Annotated in this window: 17 protein-coding genes and 1 pseudogene; 8 read left to right on the forward strand and 10 right to left on the reverse strand. The window is 68.2% G+C overall.

Annotated features, from left to right (window positions below; translation table 11 throughout):
• Positions 1-81 precede the first annotated feature (81 nt).
• Positions 82-933: a substrate-binding domain-containing protein gene (locus AC27IO_RS12015; protein WP_498739072.1), complete on the reverse strand. Its 852-nt coding sequence runs from the start codon at positions 931-933 to the stop codon at positions 82-84.
• 50 nt (positions 934-983) lie between these two features.
• Positions 984-1955: a Bug family tripartite tricarboxylate transporter substrate binding protein gene (locus tag AC27IO_RS12020; protein ID WP_487089890.1), complete on the reverse strand. Its 972-nt coding sequence runs from the start codon at positions 1953-1955 to the stop codon at positions 984-986.
• 109 nt (positions 1956-2064) lie between these two features.
• Between AC27IO_RS12020 and AC27IO_RS12025 the strand changes: the two genes are divergently transcribed.
• Complete coding sequence (locus AC27IO_RS12025) at positions 2065-2964, forward strand: LysR family transcriptional regulator (RefSeq protein WP_498739073.1); 900 nt, start codon at positions 2065-2067, stop codon at positions 2962-2964.
• Positions 2965-3045: 81 nt separating this feature from the next.
• Here the strand turns inward: AC27IO_RS12025 and AC27IO_RS12030 are convergent, their stop codons facing one another.
• Positions 3046-3558: a GAF domain-containing protein gene (locus AC27IO_RS12030; protein ID WP_498739074.1), complete on the reverse strand. Its 513-nt coding sequence runs from the start codon at positions 3556-3558 to the stop codon at positions 3046-3048.
• Positions 3559-3860: 302 nt separating this feature from the next.
• Between AC27IO_RS12030 and AC27IO_RS12035 the strand changes: the two genes are divergently transcribed.
• On the forward strand, positions 3861-4202 hold the full coding sequence (locus AC27IO_RS12035) for a hypothetical protein (protein WP_284430170.1): 342 nt from the start codon (positions 3861-3863) through the stop codon (positions 4200-4202).
• Positions 4203-4259: 57 nt separating this feature from the next.
• On the opposite strand, the gene AC27IO_RS12040 is transcribed toward AC27IO_RS12035, so the two are convergent.
• The 3 genes from AC27IO_RS12040 to ppsR all read right to left on the reverse strand — a co-directional run bounded on the left by AC27IO_RS12040 (position 4260) and on the right by ppsR (position 6176).
• Positions 4260-4556 carry a hypothetical protein gene (locus AC27IO_RS12040; RefSeq protein ID WP_498739075.1) on the reverse strand — a complete coding sequence of 99 codons (297 nt, stop codon included), beginning with the start codon at positions 4554-4556 and terminating at the stop codon, positions 4260-4262.
• Between the two features lie 12 nt (positions 4557-4568).
• Complete coding sequence (locus AC27IO_RS12045) at positions 4569-5225, reverse strand: hypothetical protein (RefSeq protein WP_284402542.1); 657 nt, start codon at positions 5223-5225, stop codon at positions 4569-4571.
• Between the two features lie 129 nt (positions 5226-5354).
• Positions 5355-6176, reverse strand: a complete 822-nt coding sequence (ppsR, locus tag AC27IO_RS12050; RefSeq protein WP_272568151.1) for a posphoenolpyruvate synthetase regulatory kinase/phosphorylase PpsR — start codon at positions 6174-6176, stop codon at positions 5355-5357.
• A gap of 218 nt (positions 6177-6394) precedes the next feature.
• On the opposite strand from ppsR, the gene ppsA reads away from it, so the two are divergent.
• The 4 genes from ppsA (at position 6395) to AC27IO_RS12070 (ending at position 11913) form a co-directional block, all read left to right on the forward strand.
• Positions 6395-8785, forward strand: a complete 2391-nt coding sequence (gene ppsA, locus AC27IO_RS12055; protein ID WP_317359715.1) for a phosphoenolpyruvate synthase — start codon at positions 6395-6397, stop codon at positions 8783-8785.
• Positions 8786-8804: 19 nt separating this feature from the next.
• Positions 8805-9167, forward strand: coding sequence for a DUF4212 domain-containing protein (locus AC27IO_RS12060; protein ID WP_498739076.1), 363 nt, complete (start codon positions 8805-8807; stop codon positions 9165-9167).
• Positions 9160-11253, forward strand: a complete 2094-nt coding sequence (locus AC27IO_RS12065) for a VC_2705 family sodium/solute symporter (RefSeq protein ID WP_317359721.1) — start codon at positions 9160-9162, stop codon at positions 11251-11253. Before AC27IO_RS12060 ends, AC27IO_RS12065 begins: the two co-directional genes overlap by 8 nt.
• Positions 11254-11421: 168 nt before the next feature.
• Positions 11422-11913, forward strand: coding sequence for a hypothetical protein (locus AC27IO_RS12070; protein WP_498739077.1), 492 nt, complete (start codon positions 11422-11424; stop codon positions 11911-11913).
• A 63-nt stretch (positions 11914-11976) separates the two neighbouring features.
• Here AC27IO_RS12070 and AC27IO_RS12075 read toward each other — a convergent pair whose 3' ends face one another.
• From AC27IO_RS12075 to AC27IO_RS12090, 4 genes and pseudogenes are all read right to left on the reverse strand, one after another.
• Positions 11977-13056: a TIGR03118 family protein gene (locus AC27IO_RS12075; RefSeq protein ID WP_284430176.1), complete on the reverse strand. Its 1080-nt coding sequence runs from the start codon at positions 13054-13056 to the stop codon at positions 11977-11979.
• A 222-nt stretch (positions 13057-13278) separates the two neighbouring features.
• Complete coding sequence (locus tag AC27IO_RS12080) at positions 13279-13638, reverse strand: FKBP-type peptidyl-prolyl cis-trans isomerase (protein ID WP_272568163.1); 360 nt, start codon at positions 13636-13638, stop codon at positions 13279-13281.
• A 145-nt stretch (positions 13639-13783) separates the two neighbouring features.
• Entirely contained in the window at positions 13784-14089 is a 306-nt protein-coding gene (locus AC27IO_RS12085; protein ID WP_092744314.1) for a winged helix-turn-helix transcriptional regulator, read from the reverse strand.
• Between the two features lie 331 nt (positions 14090-14420).
• Positions 14421-15203, reverse strand: a pseudogene (locus AC27IO_RS12090) (LysR family transcriptional regulator); the annotation flags it as partial.
• A gap of 130 nt (positions 15204-15333) precedes the next feature.
• Between AC27IO_RS12090 and AC27IO_RS12095 the strand changes: the two are divergent.
• Together AC27IO_RS12095 and AC27IO_RS12100 are read left to right on the forward strand one after the other, a co-directional pair.
• Positions 15334-16323 carry a hydroxymethylglutaryl-CoA lyase gene (locus AC27IO_RS12095; protein ID WP_487116051.1) on the forward strand — a complete coding sequence of 330 codons (990 nt, stop codon included), beginning with the start codon at positions 15334-15336 and terminating at the stop codon, positions 16321-16323.
• Between the two features lie 22 nt (positions 16324-16345).
• Positions 16346-17587, forward strand: coding sequence for a CaiB/BaiF CoA transferase family protein (locus AC27IO_RS12100; protein WP_317359732.1), 1242 nt, complete (start codon positions 16346-16348; stop codon positions 17585-17587).
• Positions 17588-17650: the final 63 nt, after the last annotated feature.

Consider the following 17650-nt stretch of genomic DNA (forward strand, 5'->3'; position numbering starts at 1 on the left):
TGCCCTAGTGTTTATTGTGCTGGAGGCCGTTTTGGCCTCAGGCCTCTCCAGGGCGATTGCCGGTGCGGACCGCCCGCCCGCTCAGCGCTTGGCCGCGGGCTCCATGCCCGTGCTGCGCACGATCGGGGCGGCCGCTGGCGACGCCAGGAAGCGGATCAGATGGCGCGCGGCATCCGCGTTCTGCGCGCCCTCGGCCACGCCAGCCGAGAAGAACACGCGCTGCTGCACGGCGTCCGGCAAGGGGCCGACGAATTCCAGCTCCTTGAACGGCAGCAATTCGCTCACCTGCTGGAAGCCCAGCTCCGCATCGCCCCGCAGCACCACCGCGCCGACGCGTTCGCTGTAGATCCTGGTTGCCTTTGTCTTCATCGCCTCGGCCACGCCCAGGCGCGGGAACAGTTCGTTGACCAGGTAGGTGCCGCTGGCGCTGGCGGAATAGGCGACCGATTGGGCCTGGAGCAGCGTCTGCTTGAGGGCCTCCGGGCTGCTGATGTCCGGCTTGGGCGTGCCTTTGCGCACGCTCATGCCGATCATGGAACGGGCCAGGTCGACGCGGCTGCCCGCTTGCACCTTGCCCTGCGCCGTCAATTCGTCCAGCCCCGAATCGGCCAGGATCACGATGTCGAACTGCTCGCCCCGCGCCATGCGGCTGGGGATGGAGTCGGGCGCGTTGCCGAGCGATGCGCCACGCGCCGTGACGACCGTGTGGCCGGTGGCCTGTTCGTACAGCGGCACCAGCTGGTCGTAGGCGGCCGAAAAGCCGCCGGAGGTGACCACGCGGATCTCCGCGGCCTGGGCAGCGGGCGGCGCGGCACCGCCCAGTGCCAGCCCCAGGCCCAGGGCGGTGCCCAGCAGGGTGCGCAGCACCCGGCGCCGGGCGTTGCTGGGCGTGGCCGTGGTGGGGGCCGGTGTGAGCGGGAGGTTGAGCGGCATGTCCTTTGTCTCCTGATTTTTTTGGGGGGGAATGCGTCCGGCCTGCCGTCTCAGTCGGCGGTGATCTTGCGTTCGCGGATGATGCGGCCCCACTTGGCGTGCTCCGCCGCGATGAATTGGCCGAGTTCTTCGCGGCCCGTGGGGCTGGCGGTCTGTCCGTGCTTGAGCAGGTTGTCGCGCACCTCCGGCGTGTTGAGCACCTTGACGATCTCGGTGTTCCAGCGGTCCAGCAGGGGCTTGGGCGTCTTGGCCGAGGCCACGAAGGCGTACCAGTTGGTGGCGTTGAAGCCCGGGTAGGTCTCCGCCACGGTGGGCACGTTGGGCAGGTAGGCCGGGCGGGTCAGGCCAGTGGTCGCCAGGGGAATGAGCTTGCCCGATTCGATGTGGGGCAGGGCCGAGGGCGGTGCCGCGTAGAACGCGGTGACCCGCCCGCCCAGCACGTCCTGCAGCGCCGGGGCGCCCCCTTTGTAGGGAACGTGCAGCGTGTCGATCTTCGCCACGTCGTTGAGCAGCTCTCCCGCCAGGTGCGCGGCCGAGCCCGGGCCGGTGGAGGCGTAGTCCAGCTTGCCGGGCTCGCGCTTGGCTTTGGCCACGAATTCGCCGAGCGATTTGATGCCGGTGCTGGCGGGCACCACCAGCACATTCGGGAAGGCCACGCCCATCGAGATGGGCGCCAGGTCCTTGAGCGGGTCGTACGCCACCTTCATGAAATGGGGCGCGATGCTCAGCGGCCCGATGGAGCCGAACAGCAGCATGGACCCGTCGGACGGGCCGTTGGCCACCTGGGCATGGGCCAGGTTGCCCCCGGCCCCCGGCTTGTTGTCCACCACCACGCTCTGGCCGATGTTCTCGCCCAGCTTCTTGGCGATGATGCGGGCGGCGATGTCGGCCGAGCCACCCGCGGCGAAGCCGACCACGAGGGTCACCGGCTTCTTGGGCGGAAAGTCCTGCGCCTGGGCGGTGCTGGCGAGGGGGAAGCTGGCGGCCAGGAAGGCTGCCGCGATGAGGGGGCGTCGTTGCATGGGGTATGTCTCCGGGAAAGCGCCGCCGGGTCGTTGGCCCGGCGATCAAGGGCGCATCGTAGGAGGGGCACAATGATCCGTAAATTGCAATTTACGAAACGACTGTTGCATGCGAAGCATCAAATTCGACCTCAAGGAACTGCAGGCCTTCGTGGTCACCGCGGACCAGTCGAGCTTCCGCTTGGCGGCCGAGATCCTGTGCCTGTCCGCCCCGGCCTTGAGCCGGCGGGTGGAACGGCTGGAATCCGCGCTCGGTGCCCGGCTGCTGGAGCGGACCACCCGCACGGTGGAGCTGACCGCCATGGGCCAGGAGTTCCTGCACGAGGCGCGCATGGCATTGACCGGGCTGGACGAGGCGGTTCAGCGCTTCGGCGACCAGGTGCAGTTGCGCCGGGGCCGCGTGACCATTGCGTGCGTGCCGTCCGTGGCCAACCACCTGCTTCCGCGGGCGCTCCAGTCCTTCGCGCAGGCGATGCCCGACGTGCAGGTGCACGTGATCGACGAGAACGCCCAGCAGGTGCTGGAAGCCGTGGCCCGCGGCGAGGCGGACTTCGGCCTGAGCTTCACTGGTACCCAGGAGTCGGCGCTGCTGTTCCAGCCGCTGCTGCGCGAACGCTACGTGCTGGCCATGCCGCGCAGCCACGCCTGGGCGCAGCGCACCGAGGTGCGTTGGGAGGAACTGGCCGGCCAGCGGCTGGTGTCGGTCTCCAGCCGCAGCAGCAACCGCCTGCTGCTGGACCAGGCCATGGCGGAACTGCCGAACCCTCCCGTCGCCTGGTACGAATGCAACCATGTGACCGGCGCGCTGGCCCTGGTCGAGGCCGGTTTGGGGCTGGCGGCCTTGCCGCAGCTGGCGCTGCCGCCCGCGCATTCCCAGGTGTGCGGTGTGCCGCTGACCGGGCCCGACCTGTGGCGCACCCTGGGACTGCTGCAGCGGCGCTCGCGGGAGCTCAGTCCGGTGGCCGAGGCCCTGCGGCAGCGCCTGCTGCAGATGCATGCCGTGGTCTGACGCAGCCGGTTGAATTCGAAGGGCAGGGGCGTTGACGGCCGGCGCGCATCCGCCGCCCTGATCGCATGGTGCAAGGCCTGCTCAAGCCCCTGCCGAACCCGGCGCCAGCCGCGCGGCCAGCAGGTTGGCCGTGTAACGCAGCCGGTCGATGTCCGCATCGGCACGAACGCCGCGGCTGAAGCAGCACAGCGTGCCATACACCGCCCCGCCGGACAGGCGCACCGGCGTGCTCAGATGGGTGCCGATGGGGAACCCCGGATCCGGCGCCTTGCCGGACGCGATGTAGGGCGCGGCATCTTCCATCCGTTCCGGCAGTCGGCCTTCGACCACCCGTTGGCACCAGCTTTCTTCGACCGGGTCGGAGAGGCCGGCTTGAATCGGCGCGAAATCGGGTGCGCTGTCCACGGCCATGATGGTGCGGTGGTCGTCCGTCAGCTGGGACACGAAGGCCACGTCCATGCCCAGCCGCGTGCGCAGCAGTTTCAGCACCTCCGGGACGGCGGCAGGAAGTTCAGGGTCGGCGGAGTCGCTGGTGGCGACCAGCAGCTCCGAAATCTTGACGTCGAGGTCGTCGGGGTCGTAGTCCAAAAGCATGCCTGTCAGTCTAAAGGCAGAGCCTGCGTGCGGCGGAGCACCGGGCCGAATGACACCATCGGCTTGAGAATTATTCTCATATACTGTGCTGCAGCCAGCCAGGCGCCAACCCGTGGGGTGCGGCGCTCCGAGCCAGCGCTTTCGTTTCCCAAATGATCCAGGTCTGCGCCCGTTCGCATGGCGCATCCGCTGTCCGGTCCGTGGATGGTGGATTCCGCGTGCGGTGTCGTTGGCCCTCCGGGCCGCAAGCTGCCCGCGGTGTGGCTGGCCTGGTCTGTTGCAATTCCGAAGGAGGCTTGACCATGGCTGCCGATGCACCGTGCCCGGACACTGAAAACCCCACCGACGAGGAATACCGCCTGCCCTGCACCGAGGCGCTGCTGGCCAGCACGATGGCGCTCATGACGGGACACGCGCACACCGCCGAGGCCCCGTATCGCGATGCCATGGCCCGCAAGATCATCGTGAACCTGCAGGCCCTGTCGCAGATGCCGGGGCTGACCTCGCACTTTCGCACCATGCTGCGCAGCCTGCAGACCCACTGGACCCCGGGGCCGGAGCGACAGGCGGCAGCGCAAGAAAACCGCGACCCCGAGCCCCGCCCCCAGGCCCTGTGGCACGCGGCACCGGAGGCGGTGCAGTAGGCCAGCGGTCCTGCCGCACCTTTGGCAGAACTGGGCCGGACATCGGGCCTCTTCGACTCAGCCGGCCACCTTGATCGCCAGGATCGCCAGGCCAAGCAGAACGAGCACCACGGGCAGAACGCGGGCCCGTGGCCGGGAGGCCTTCGCCGCGATGGCGATCTGGACCACTGCGACAAGGGCAAAGATCGCACCCGCCGCCACGATGGCATTGCCCGACCCGTTTTCGATGGCGTTGGCGGGAATGGACGGGTCCATCCCGTGCATGAAGTCGTATTGATTTCGTGGCAGAAGCGCCATGATCAGCAGGCCCAGGATGGACGCTGCATGCAGGGTGATCCGCAATAACTTATTCATGGTGCAGGTTAATCATTCAATGAGGCTGCTGAATCGTGGCCAGAAATTGACGATGAAGTTTCCATAGCTCGTGTTCTGTTTGATCTGTTCCAGAGACAGTCCCATGCCTCTGTTGTAGCGCGCGCCGATGATGCGGACTTGCTCCATGCTTAGTGGGAATGTGTATTTGTCATGATCTGCCAGTTGCCTCAGATGCTGCGCCACGACGTCGATATTGAAAACATCCCTTTGCAGGCAATTGGCGAGTCCCCTGGATTGGGTGACTGACATGTCGGAAGCGGGAATGCCCATTGTCTCGCCCGCCGTGCGGATTTGAATGCTGACGGAGCCGAACGATGTTTTGTTCGGATGCCGGGTGATCGCCATTTTGTCGATGGCAGGAGGGCCGCTCCAATCAAATGAACGAACTTCGAATGCGACGCGATCAATGAAATTGGGGTCGCCCCCCACCTCGATCCAGCAAACACCAGCCAGCAATGGTGGTGGAAGTCGATATTTGGTGGCGGCTTCAAGGATGTACTGTTTGTTATGACGAACCCACGCGTCCTTGAAGTTCTGGATGTATTGCCGGCCGCCGCCCATACGGTCCGGAATCAGCTTCCACGCAAATAGATCGATCAAACCCCATGTAGGTGAATCGTTCGATGTACGGCACTCAATCTCAGCCATCGTTTCTCCCTTTTTTAAATCAATGAACCGATGGCCATGCTGTGCACAGCCATCTCGATCCATCTACAAATAATAAGGGAGCGCGGTCTGCCCAGGCGCTGGCTATTCGTTTGGCTGAGTCATTGCATATCAATACACCAGCCGCTCGGGACGCACTTCCTGCAGGATGGTCGTGGCGATTTCCTCGATGCTCTTGGTGGTCGTGGACAGCCAGCGGATGCCCGCGCGCCGCATCATCGCCTCGGCCTCGGACACCTCGTTGCGGCAGTTGTCCAGCGCCGCGTACCGGGAGTTGGGGCGCCGTTCGTTGCGGATCTGCGAGAGCCGCTCGGGCTGGATCGTCAGCCCGAAGATCTTCTTGCGGTGCGGCTCCAGCGCCGGGGGCAGCTGGCGCCGCTCGAAGTCCTCGGGAATCAGCGGATAGTTGGCCACTTTCAGCCCGCACTGCATGGCCAGGTACAGGCTGGTGGGGGTCTTGCCGCTGCGCGACACGCCCACCAGGATCACGTCGGCGCCGGCCAGGTCGCGGTGGCTCTGGCCGTCGTCGTGGTCCAGGCTGAAGTTGATCGCCTCGATGCGGTCGGTGTATTCCTTGCTCAGGCTCACGTCCGAAAAACGCCCCACGCGGTGGTGCGACTTGGTGCCCAGCTCGGTCTCCAGCGGCCGGATGAAGGTGCCGAACATGTCCAGCAGCATGCCCTTGCAGCCTTCCTGGATGACGCGCAGCACGCCCATGTTGACCAAGGTGGTGAAGACGATGGGCTTCTTGCCCTCCACGTCCGCCGTGTGGTTGATCTGCCGCACGGCCTGGTGCGCCTTGTCCTCGGTGTCGATGAAGGGCAGGCGCACGTGGCGCGGCTTCATGTCGAACTGGGCCAGGATGGCGTTGCCGAAGGTTTCGGCCGTGATGCCGGTGCCGTCGGAGATGAAGAAAACGGTGCGCGTGTGCATGGGCAGGGGTTCCGAAGAAGGGGGACGATCCGTCAGCCCGCCGCCAGCGCGGCCGCGCAGGGCAAGCCTACAATGGCGCCCATTATCCAAATTCTCACCATGCACCCCGGCGGCCCACAACCACAACACCAAAGCCGAACGCCGTGCATGGGCGCTCGCCCGCGATTGCTCCCCCGGAGCGCAGGCGCAGACCCAGTTTCAACTTCTGGAGCTATCCCATGTCTGCACTCTTCAACGCGACCGCCCTGGTCGTTCCGTTTGAAAACCTGAGAATGACCGACGTCGAGTCGGTGGGCGGCAAAAACGCCTCCCTCGGCGAGATGATCTCCCAGCTGCCCCAGGGCGTTCGCGTTCCCACGGGCTTTGCCACCACCGCCCACGCGTTCCGCCAGTTCCTCGCCCACGACGGCCTGGCCGACAAGATCAGCAAGCGCCTCGCCGCGCTGGACACCGAAGACGTGCGCGCCCTGGCCGCTGCCGGCGCCGAGATCCGTGCCATGGTCGAGGCCCAGCCGTTCCCGGCCGACCTGCAGCAGGCGATCGCCGAAGCCTTCGCAAAACTGTCCGAAGGCAACCCCCAGGCGAGCTTCGCCGTGCGTTCGTCCGCCACGGCGGAAGACCTGCCCGACGCCTCGTTCGCCGGCCAGCAGGAAACCTTCCTCAACGTGGTCGGCATCGACGACGTGCTGCACAAGATGAAGGAGGTGTTCGCCTCCCTGTACAACGACCGCGCCATCAGCTACCGCGTGCACAAGGGCTTCGCGCACGACGTGGTCGCCCTGTCAGCCGGCGTGCAGCGCATGGTGCGCTCCGACCTGGGCGCGGCGGGCGTGATGTTCACCATCGACACCGAATCCGGCTTCGAAGAGGTGGTCTTCATCACCAGCAGCTACGGCCTGGGCGAGACGGTGGTGCAGGGCGCCGTGAACCCCGACGAGTTCTATGTGCACAAGCCCATGCTCCAGGCGGGCAACAAGGCCGTGATCCGCCGCAACCTGGGCTCCAAGCTGGTGCAGATGGTCTTCGCCTCGGCCGAGGAAAAGGCCGCCACCGGCAAGCTGGTCAAGACGGTGGACGTGGCGACCGAGCAGCGCAACCGCTTCTCCCTGTCCGATGCCGACGTGGAGCAACTGGCCCATTACGCCCTGGTGATCGAGCAGCACTATGGCCGCCCAATGGACATCGAATGGGGCAAGGACGGCACCGACGGCCTGCTCTACATCCTGCAGGCCCGTCCCGAGACGGTGAAGAGCCAGTCCAAGGGCCAGGCCGAGCAGCGCTTCAAGCTGAAAGGCACGGGCACCGTGCTGGCGGAGGGCCGCGCCATCGGCCAGAAGATCGGCACCGGCCCCGTGCGCCTGGTGAGCGACATCGCTGAAATGGACAAGGTGCAGCCCGGCGACGTGCTGGTCACCGACATGACCGATCCCAACTGGGAGCCCGTGATGAAGCGCGCCAGCGCCATCGTCACCAACCGCGGCGGGCGCACCTGCCACGCGGCCATCATCGCGCGTGAACTGGGCATCCCTGCCGTGGTGGGCTGCGGCGACGCCACCAGCCTGCTCAAGGACGGCACGCTGGTGACGGTGAGCTGCGCCGAGGGCGACACCGGCAAGATCTACGACGGCCTGCTCGAAACCGAGGTGACCGAGGTGCAGCGCGGCGAAATGCCCAAGATCGGCACCAAGATCATGATGAACGTGGGCAATCCGCAGCTGGCCTTCGACTTCTGCCAGCTGCCCAACGACGGCGTGGGCCTGGCCCGGCTGGAGTTCATCATCAACAACAACATCGGCGTGCACCCCAAGGCCATCCTGGACTATCCGGCCGTCGATGCCGACCTGAAGAAGGCCGTGGAATCGGTGGCGCGCGGCCATGCCTCGCCCCGTGCGTTCTACGTGGACAAGGTGGCCGAGGGCGTGGCCACCATCGCCGCCGCCTTCTGGCCCAAGCCGGTGATCGTGCGCCTGTCGGACTTCAAGTCCAACGAGTACCGCAAGCTCATCGGCGGCAGCCGCTACGAGCCCGAGGAAGAGAACCCGATGCTGGGCTTCCGTGGCGCGGCGCGCTACATCAGCGCCGATTTCGGCGAGGCGTTCGCGATGGAGTGCGACGCCATCAAGCGCGTGCGCGGCGAGATGGGCCTGACCAACGTGCAGGTGATGGTGCCCTTCGTGCGCACGCTGGGCCAGGCCGACAAGGTCACCCAGCTGCTGGCCAAGCATGGCCTGAAGCGCGGCGAGGCCGAGCTGAAGGTCATCATGATGTGCGAGGTGCCCAGCAACGCCGTGCTGGCGGACGAGTTCCTGCAGTACTTCGATGGCTTCTCGATCGGCTCCAACGACCTGACCCAGCTCACGCTGGGGCTGGACCGCGACTCGGGGCTCGAGCTGCTCGCGCAGGACTTCGACGAGCGCGACCCCGCCGTGCTGTCCCTGCTGTCGCGTGCCATCGCCGCCTGCAAGGCCCAGGGCAAGTACGTGGGCATCTGCGGACAGGGCCCCAGCGACCACCCGGACTTCGCCGAGTGGCTGGCCAAGGAAGGCATCTCGTCGATCTCGCTCAACCCCGACAGCGTGATCGCCACCTGGCAGCAACTGGCCCGCTGACGGGCCCGGTCCGGCGACCATGCCCACGCGCCCATCGGCGATTGAGGAGCCCGGGGCCGGACATCCCTTTCCGCCCGACCTGCACGATGCCCGCCACCTCTGGCTGAAGGCGGGCCTGCTGCTCGCCTGGGCCGCAGTGTCCTTCGGGGCCTGCTACTTCGCCCGCGACCTGCAGTTCATGGTGGTGGGCGGCTGGCCGCTGGGGTACTGGATCGCGTCGCAGGGCGCGGTGCTGGTGTTCATCGGCATCGTGGCGATCTACTGCGCGGCGATGAACCATTTCGAGCGGCAGGACGCGAACGCGGTGGCCGGTGGCGCGGACACGCCGCCGTCCACCCCCGACGAGCCGGGCCCGGGCGCCCCCGGCAAGCCGCATGGCTGACGCGCCGCCGCAAGCCGCCTACGGCCGGCGGCTGCGCCGCATCCTCGCGCTCTACGTGGCCGGGGTGATCGCCTTCCTGGCCGTCATGGCCTGGGCCGAGCAGCGCGGCCTGTCGCGCCACTGGATCGGCCCCATCTTCCTGTTCCTGTCCGTCATGGTCTATGCGGCCATCGGCGTGTACGGGCGCACGACCGATGCCGACGAGTACTACGTCGCCGGGCGCCGCATTCCGCCCGTGTACAACGGCATGGCGGCGGCGGCCGACTGGATGAGCGCGGCCTCGTTCATCAGTCTGTCGGGCGCGCTGTACCTGCAGGGCTTCTCGGGCGTGCCGGGGCAGGCCGGCGGGCTGGCCTATCTGCTGGGCTGGACGGGCGGGTTCTGCCTCGTGGCGCTGCTGATCGCGCCGCACCTGCGGGCCATGAACCTCTACACCATCCCGGAGTTTTTTCAGGTGCGTTTCGGCGGGCGCTGGCCTCGCGTGATCGCGGCGCTCGCGGCCGTGCTGTGCTCGTTCACCTACGTGGTGGCGCAGATCTACGGTGTGGGCCTGATCGCCTCGCGGCTCACGGGCGTGCAGTTCGAGATCGGCATCATGCTGGGACTGGGCGGGGTGCTGCTGTGCTCCTTCCTGGGCGGCATGCGCGCCATCACCTGGACGCAGGTGGCGCAGTACGTGATGCTGCTGCTCGCGTTCCTCATTCCCGTCTCCTGGCTGGCCTACAAGCAGCTGGGCAATCCCCTGGCGCCGCTGGTGTATGGCACCCAGATCGGCAAGATCGCCGACATGGAGGCCCGGTTGCTCGCCGACCCCGCGGAGCGGCAGGTGGTGGCGGCCTACCAGGCGCGGGCGCAGGAGCTGCAGGCCCGGTTGCAGGACGTGGGCGCGGCGCTGGAGCGCGAGCGCGAAGCGGCCCGCCAGCGCATCCGCCAACTGCGCGACCAGAACGCGGACGTCGGCCTCATCGTGGCGGCGAGCCGAGAGCTGGCCACCATGCCGCGCGACGAGGACACGGCCCGCGAGCGCTGGAGCCGCGAAATGCGCGAGAGCGAAGAGCGTGCCCGCCCCCTGGGCGGCCTGCCCGCGCACAGCCAGCCCTACGTGGGCGACCCGGACGGCCCGCCCGAGGCGCAGCGGGCGTACGAGGACACCCGGCGCAATTTCCTCGCGCTGATGTTCTGCCTCATGGTCGGCACGGCCGGGCTGCCGCACCTGCTCACGCGCTACTACACCGTGCCCTCGGTGGCGGCCGCGCGCTCTTCGGTGGCCTGGTCGCTGTTCTTCATCGCGCTGCTGTACCTCAGCGCGCCGGCGCTGGCGGTGCTGGTGAAGTTCGAGGTCATGAGCAACCTGGTCGGCAGCCCGTTCGATGCGCTGCCCAACTGGATCGGGCAGTGGGCACGGGTGGATGCGGCGCTGCTGTCGGTGGAGGACGTGAACGGCGACGGCATCGTGCAGTTCGGCGAGATCCGATTTGGCGCCGACCTGATCATGCTGGCCACGCCCGAACTGGGCGGGCTGCCGTATGTGATCTCGGGGCTGGTCGCCGCGGGCGGGCTGGCGGCGGCGCTCTCCACGGCCGATGGGCTGCTGCTCACCATCAGCAATGCGCTGGTGCGCGATCTGTACTTTCACGAGACGGGCCGCAGGGCGTCGCCCGAGCAGCGCGTGATCCTGACCAAGTTCACCCTGCTGGCGGTGGCGCTGTCCGCCGCGTTCGTGGCGGCGCTCAAGCGCTCGGAGATCCTGCCCATGGTGTCGGCCTCGTTCTCGCTCGCCGCCTCGGCCTTCGTGCCGGCCATGGTGCTGGGCATCTTCTGGCGCGGTGCCACGCGGCAGGGCGCGGTGGCGGGCATGGTGTGCGGGCTGGGCGTGACCGTGTACTACCTGCTGTCGCATGTGGAGGCCGTGCGCGCCGTGGTGCCTGCCGTGCTGCTGGCGGACGGCCTGTGGTTCGGCATCCAGCCGATCTCGGCCGGCGTGTTCGGCGTGCCGGTGGGCCTTGTGACCGCGTGGCTGGTGAGCCTGCTCACGCGGGCGCCGGGGGCGGGCCCGTCGGTCCATTCGCGCCTGCCGGGGATGTGAACGGCGGGTGCGCGCGCCACGGCGCACGCTGGGGCTCGCGGCGATGCGGGCGGGGATGGTGGTTATGGATAAACCCGGATTCACAAAGCCCCGACCGCGTGCGACGCTGCGCCCAACCATCGGACGGGCCCGTGCCCCCGACGCCGCCGAAAAAGATCAGGGGGAACCGTGCTACTCGTCAAGACATCTGCAGGCCATCTGGCCCTCAAGGACCGCCACGGCGCGCTGACCTCGCGGCAGCGTTCGGCCTTCATCCTGTTCGATGGCAAGCGCACGCTGGCACAGGTGCTGGCGGCCACCGCGACCATGGGCATCGGCATGGACGACGTGCTGGCGATGGTCGGGCAGGGCCTGCTGTCGTTGCCGGACGGCAGTGCGCCCAACCTGCAGAACGCGTCGCCCGAGGGCATGCCGGCCCCGGCGGGCGCGCCGGGCGCGGCCCCGGCAACGGGCGAGTCATCCTCGCCCATGGAGCGCTACCAGGCGGCCTATCCGATCGCCACGGAAATCACGTCCAGCCTGGGGCTGCGCGGCTTTCGGCTGAACCTGGCGGTCGAGGGCGCACGCAGTTTCGAAGACCTCGCCGCACTGGCGCCGAAGATCCGCGAACTGGTGGGCGATGAAAAATACCGGCGCCTGGAGCGGGCGCTGTTCGGCTGACCGGCCCTGCGCAGCGGGCCGGTCCTGCCGCAGCGCCGTGGCGATGCGGCAGGAAGGCGCGGATCAGGGCTGCACGTCCACGCGGCCGTAGGCGCCGTTCACGCCCTTGTTCGGACCCGCCACATAGAACAGCGTGTTCAGCGGCTGCTGGTTCAGGCCGTTGCCGAACGCGATGCCACGCACGCCGTCCAGCTGCAGGGTCGTTCCGTCCTTTTGCGCCAAGGCGCCGTTCCATTCGCCCGTTGCGGGGTCGAACGCCTGCAGCGTGCCGTCGCCTTCATTGGCGATGATCAGGCGGCTGCTGGCCCCGGCGAAGTTGCCAGGCGCCTGGGCGATGCCCCAGGGCGCGTTGAGCGTGGCGCCGGGCGTGACGATGCGCTGCGCCAGCGTGCCGTCCGTGTTGAAGGCGTTCAGCGCGCCCAGGCCGGCGCCGGCCACGGCGTTGCGCCGGTTGGCGTCCTGCTGCGCATAGGTCACGTAGATGCGCGTGCCGATGGTCTGGATGCCATAGGGCGCATAGTTGGCCGGCAGCTGCGGGTCGGCGAAGCTGCCCGCCAGCTGCACCTTCTGGAAGCTGGTGTCGAACACGTCGACCTTGTTGTTGCGGAAGTCGGTGGCATACAGGAAGTCCGCGCCGCTGCGGGTGGCCACGGCCAGGCCCTTGTAGACCGCGCCGCCGCCGTCCCGGTAGGTCACGATGGCATTGGCCAGATCGGCTGCGGGGCTCCAGCCGGAGAGGCTGCCGTCTTCGCTTGAAAACACGAAGCGGCTGGGGCCGGTCACGCCGTTCTTGGTGACCGGGAAGCTGCTGGTGCCGCTGAAGATGATGCCGGTGGGGTTGGCCGGGGCGCTGCCGGCCGGGGGCACGGTCACCACCAGGGTCTGCGGCACGCCGTTGCCGTCATAGAGCGTGGACTTCTGCGTGGCCGTGGCGGTCACCCAGACGAAGCCGTTCGGGTTGAAGGCGATGCCCCAGCCGTTCTTCAGGTTGGCATCGGTCTGCGTGCCTGCAATGCTGCCGTCGGACACCACGGCCTTGGCCGTGAAGGAGGTGACCGTCGGCGGGGCGTCGCTCCCGCCGCAGCCGGCCAGCACCAACGCCGTCGCCGGCACCGCACCCCACAAGATTCTGGATATTTTCAAGATTGCTCCGTTGGAAGATCGCAGTCATTTTTCTGCCGTCGTGAGTGCGGGCAGCGTTGCCAAAGGTTGTGGGGGGGTGGTGAAAAGAAAATGCAAGCGCTGGTGGGCAGGCAAGGGCGCTCCACATGGAAAAAGGGCCATGCCTTCTTGCGAAGGCACAGCCCTTTGGGGGGAGGCGGCGCCCACCGGGCGCCGGTCTCGGTGCGGACCGCGCCGCGCCGATCAGCCGCCGACGCCAAGCAGCTCGACGTCGAACTTCAGCGTGGCGTTCGGCGGGATCACGCCACCGGCGCCGCGGGCACCGTAGCCCAGGGCGGCGGGAATGATCAGCGTGCGCTGGCCGCCCACCTTCATGCCCTGCACGCCTTCGTCCCAGCCCTTGATCACCATGCCGGCGCCCAGGCCGAACTCGAACGGATCGTTGCGGTCGCGGCTGGAGTCGAACTTGGCGCCTTGCTCGCCGTTGTTGTAGAGCCAGCCGGTGTAGTGCACGCTGACGTGGTTGCCGCGCGTGGCCTCGGCGCCTTCGCCCACGACGGTGTCTTCGTATTGCAGGCCGGAGGGGGTGGTGGTGAATGCCATGGGTGTTCCTTTCGAAGTGCTACTTAAATGATAGCGATATGCCCTAGTGCTTATTGCGCTGGAGCCCTAAAAGACCAAACCCGCGCAGCGCGCGGGTCGGGCAGGGTGGCGGACGCTGGAGGGGCCTCGCGCCGGCTTGGTCGACTTACTTCTTGACCCGCGCCGCGACCCAGCGGGTGGCGAAGGCCTGCACGTCGGACAGCCGCTTGAGCAGGTCCACGCCCGAGGGGGTGACGGTGTAGCCGTCGTTGCCGTGGTCCAGCAGGCCGGCTTCGCGCAGTTCCTTGATGCGGGTGTTCAGCGTGTTGGGCGTGATGCCGCCCACGCTGTCCTGCAGCAGCCGGAAGGTTTGGGGGTGGCCGTCGCGCAGGGCCCAGAGCACGCGCAACGCATAGCGGCATTCGAGCTTTTCGAACAGCTGGTTGATGGCGGCGTTTTCCTTGGAGCTCATGAAAGCTTCTCCTTGCGCGATAGAGAGATAGAAATCCGGCAGCGGGCAAAACCCGGGCGGCCGGAACGCTGTGAATATAGCGTGGAAACCATTTTGCTACAAGTTTAATAGCTCCAGAGCAGCACCCCACTTGCGCTGCGGGGTAAAAATACTCAGGTGTTACAGGATTGTTGCACTCCTGCCACGGCCCCGGTGGACGTGCCCTCAGCGCGCCGCGGCACCCGCCGACACCAGGTGCTCGACCAGCAATTGGGCGGCGGGCGCCAGGCCCGGCGCCGGCCGGAAACACAGCGCGAACCGCCGCCGGGCCCACGGGTCGGCCAGCGGCACGATGCGCACCCCCCGTGGCCGCGGCGAACGGCACCGCCACCTCGGCGGGCACCACGCTGATGGCGAGGTTGGCGCGCACCACGCGCAGCGCCGCATCGAAGTTGGACACCAGCACGCGGTGCACCAGCGTCTTGCCCTCCACCGCCGCGGCGCGCGCCAGCAGCACGTGCACGGCGCTCAGGGCCGGCATGCTCACGAACTCGTAGCCCAGCACGTCGGCGAACCGCACGCTGTCCTGGCGCGCCACCGGGTGCGAGGGGTGGGCGACGATGGCCAGGTGATCGTGCCGGTAGCTGCGCGTTTCCAGGCCCTGCAGATCGGCCGCGTCCCAGCAGATGCCGATGGAGGCGCTGCCTTCGCGGATGCCGCGGACCACCTCGGGGCTCACCCGTTCCTCCATGCTCACCTGGATGTCGCGGTGCGCGGGGTTCTGCAGGAAGGCCGCCACGTCGTCTGCCAGCGATTCAGCCATGACGGAGGCCGTGACCAGCATGCGCACGTGGCCGCGGATGCCGGTGGCGAAGGCAGCCATGTCGCGCTCGATGCGGTCCACGCTCGCCAGCATGGTGCGGGCGTGTTCGAGCAGGGTTTCGCCGGCGGCGGTGGGCACCACGCCGTGGCGCTTGCGCACCAGCAGCGGCGTGCCCAGCGTGTCCTCCAGTTGCGCCAGCCGCTTGCTCACCGCCGAGCCGACGATGGATTCCTGTTCCGCCGCGCGGGCGATGTTGCGGTGCTCGCACACCGCCACGAAGAGTTTGAGGGTCTGGAGGTCGGGCAGGCGCATGGAAGGAAGGTGGACAAAGGGAAGGGGGCCAAGATTTTCCTGCCTGGAATCTTAGGCGTTCCAAAATTGGCATGAATTGATGGAAGGGAATTTCTAGAATGCCTGCACAAGATCCCAGACAGGAGACTCCGTGACCCCCCGCACGCCCGCAGGCCCGCCCGCCCATCCGCTCCCCCCTTCGTCCGCCCAGGCCATCGTGAGAGAGGTGGGCCTGCGCGATGGCCTGCAGAGCATCGCCACCGTGGTGCCCACCGCCCGCAAGATCGAATGGGTCGATGCCGCCTATGCGGCCGGCCAGCGGGAGATCGAGGTCGGCTCGTTCGTGCCAGCGCGCCTGCTGCCGCAGCTGGCCGACACCGCCGAGGTGCTCGCGCACGCCAAATCGCTGCCGGGCCTGGTCGCCTCGGTGCTGGTGCCCAACCTGCGCGGGGCGGAGCGGGCCATCGAATGCCAGGCCGACCTGATGGTCGTGCCGCTGTCAGCCAGCCACGCGCACAGCCTGGCCAACCTGCGCAAGACGCCGGACGAGGTGGTGGCCGAGGTGGCGCGCATCCGTGCGGCGCGCGATGCGGCGGGCAGCCGCACCCTGATCGAAGGCGGGGTGGGCACCGCCTTCGGCTGCACGCTCCAGGGCGAGGTGGCCGAAAGCGAAGTGCTGCGCCTGATGCAGGCCCTGCTCGACGCCGGGGCCGACCGCGTGAGCTTGGCCGACACCGTGGGCCATGCCGATCCGGCGGGCGTGCAGCGCCTGTTCGAGAAAGCCCGCGGACTCGTCGGCGAGCGGCTGGCCTGCGCGCATTTCCACGACACGCGCGGCATGGGGCTGGCCAACGCCTACGCCGCCTGGCAGACCGGCATCACCCGATTCGATGCCTGCCTGGCCGGCATCGGCGGCTGCCCCCACGCCCCTGGCGCGAGCGGCAACGTCACCACCGAAGACCTCGCCTTCATGCTGGAGCGCATGGGTGTTTCCACCGGCCTGGACGTGGCCGCGCTGCTGGCGCTGCGCGAGCGCGTGGCCGGCTGGCTGGAGGGGGAGACCCTGCACGGCGCGCTCTGGCAGGCCGGACTGCCCCGCACGGCCGCGTCCCTTCCCGCAGCGGTTGCGTCCGCTGCCTGACCGAACCCTTATCGTTGCGTCCATGAATGCTCCCTTGAATCCTCCCCTGAATCCTTCTTCCGCCCCCACCGCCGAAGGCCCGCGCCTGCCCCTGGCGGGCCTGCGCGTGGTGGAGTTCACGCACATGGTCATGGGGCCCACGTGCGGCATGGTCCTGGCCGACCTCGGCGCCGAGGTCATCAAGGTCGAGCCGGTGGACGGCGACCGCACGCGGCATCTGCTGGGCGCGGGCGCCGGGTTCTTTCCCATGTTCAACCGCAACAAGAAGAGCATCGCCCTGGACCTGCGCAAGCCCGAGGGGCTGGAGGTGGCGATCCGCCTGGCCTCGTCGGCCGACGTGGTGGCGCAGAACTTCAAGCCGGGGGTGATGGCCAAGTACGGCCTCGACTACGCCGCGCTGTCCCGCCTGAACGAGCGGCTGGTCTACGTGAACCACACGGGCTTCCTGCCCGGCCCCTACGAGCACCGCACCGCGCTCGACGAGGTCGTGCAGATGATGGGCGGGTTGGCCTACATGACCGGCCGCCCGGGCGATCCGCTGCGCGCGGGCACCAGCGTGAACGACATCATGGGCGGCATGTTCGGCGCCATCGGCGCCATGGCGGCGCTGATGCAGCGCGCCCAGACGGGCCGGGGGCAGGAGGTGGATTCCGCCCTGTTCGAGAACAACGTGTTCCTCGTCGGCCAGCACATGATGCAGTACGCCGTGACGGGCCAGCCCGCCGCGCCCATGCCCGACCGCATCTCGTCGTGGGCGGTGTACGACGTGTTCAGCGTGAAGGACGGTGGGCAGATCTTTCTGGCCGCCGTGAGCGACGCGCAGTGGGTCACCTTCTGCGACGCCATGGGCTATGCCGACCTGAAGGCCGACCCGGGCCTGGCCTTGAACAACGACCGCGTGCGCGCCCGCGCCACGCTGCTGCCCGAACTGCGCCGCCGCCTGGCCGAGCACACGGCCGAGGCGCTGTCGGCCATCTTCGAGCGGCACGGCCTGCCGTTCGCGCCCATCCTGCGCCCCGAGCAGCTGTTCGACGATCCGCACCTGAACGCCACGGGCGGCCTGGCCGATGTCACCTTGCCCGACGGCGAGCGCGCCGGCAGCACCGCGCGGGTCACGCTGCTGCCGCTGCGGCTGGACGGCCAGCGCATGGGCGTGCGGCTGGACCCGCCGCAACTGGGCCAGCACACGCGCGAACTGCTCGCCGGCCTGGGCTATGCGCCCGAGGCCATCGCCGCGCTGCACGCGGCCGCAGCCGTGGCCTGACGAGAGCGGGCCCGGCCCCGCCAACGGGCATGCGAGCGCGGCACAGACCGCGCCGCCCCTTCA

The organism is Acidovorax sp. KNOB132 (genome assembly GCF_057541515.1).

Coding starts and splice junctions, on each gene's coding strand:
- AC27IO_RS12060 (WP_498739076.1), top strand. CDS start 8,805: ATGCCCACGCGCCCATCGGCGATTGAGGAGCCCGGGGCCGGACATCCC.
- AC27IO_RS12015 (WP_498739072.1), bottom strand. CDS start 933: ATGCCGCTCAACCTCCCGCTCACACCGGCCCCCACCACGGCCACGCCC.
- AC27IO_RS12065 (WP_317359721.1), top strand. CDS start 9,160: ATGGCTGACGCGCCGCCGCAAGCCGCCTACGGCCGGCGGCTGCGCCGC.
- AC27IO_RS12030 (WP_498739074.1), bottom strand. CDS start 3,558: ATGCTTTTGGACTACGACCCCGACGACCTCGACGTCAAGATTTCGGAG.
- AC27IO_RS12040 (WP_498739075.1), bottom strand. CDS start 4,556: ATGAATAAGTTATTGCGGATCACCCTGCATGCAGCGTCCATCCTGGGC.
- AC27IO_RS12080 (WP_272568163.1), bottom strand. CDS start 13,638: ATGGCATTCACCACCACCCCCTCCGGCCTGCAATACGAAGACACCGTC.
- AC27IO_RS12025 (WP_498739073.1), top strand. CDS start 2,065: ATGCGAAGCATCAAATTCGACCTCAAGGAACTGCAGGCCTTCGTGGTC.
- AC27IO_RS12085 (WP_092744314.1), bottom strand. CDS start 14,089: ATGAGCTCCAAGGAAAACGCCGCCATCAACCAGCTGTTCGAAAAGCTC.
- AC27IO_RS12020 (WP_487089890.1), bottom strand. CDS start 1,955: ATGCAACGACGCCCCCTCATCGCGGCAGCCTTCCTGGCCGCCAGCTTC.
- AC27IO_RS12035 (WP_284430170.1), top strand. CDS start 3,861: ATGGCTGCCGATGCACCGTGCCCGGACACTGAAAACCCCACCGACGAG.
- ppsA (WP_317359715.1), top strand. CDS start 6,395: ATGTCTGCACTCTTCAACGCGACCGCCCTGGTCGTTCCGTTTGAAAAC.
- ppsR (WP_272568151.1), bottom strand. CDS start 6,176: ATGCACACGCGCACCGTTTTCTTCATCTCCGACGGCACCGGCATCACG.
- AC27IO_RS12100 (WP_317359732.1), top strand. CDS start 16,346: ATGAATGCTCCCTTGAATCCTCCCCTGAATCCTTCTTCCGCCCCCACC.
- AC27IO_RS12045 (WP_284402542.1), bottom strand. CDS start 5,225: ATGGCTGAGATTGAGTGCCGTACATCGAACGATTCACCTACATGGGGT.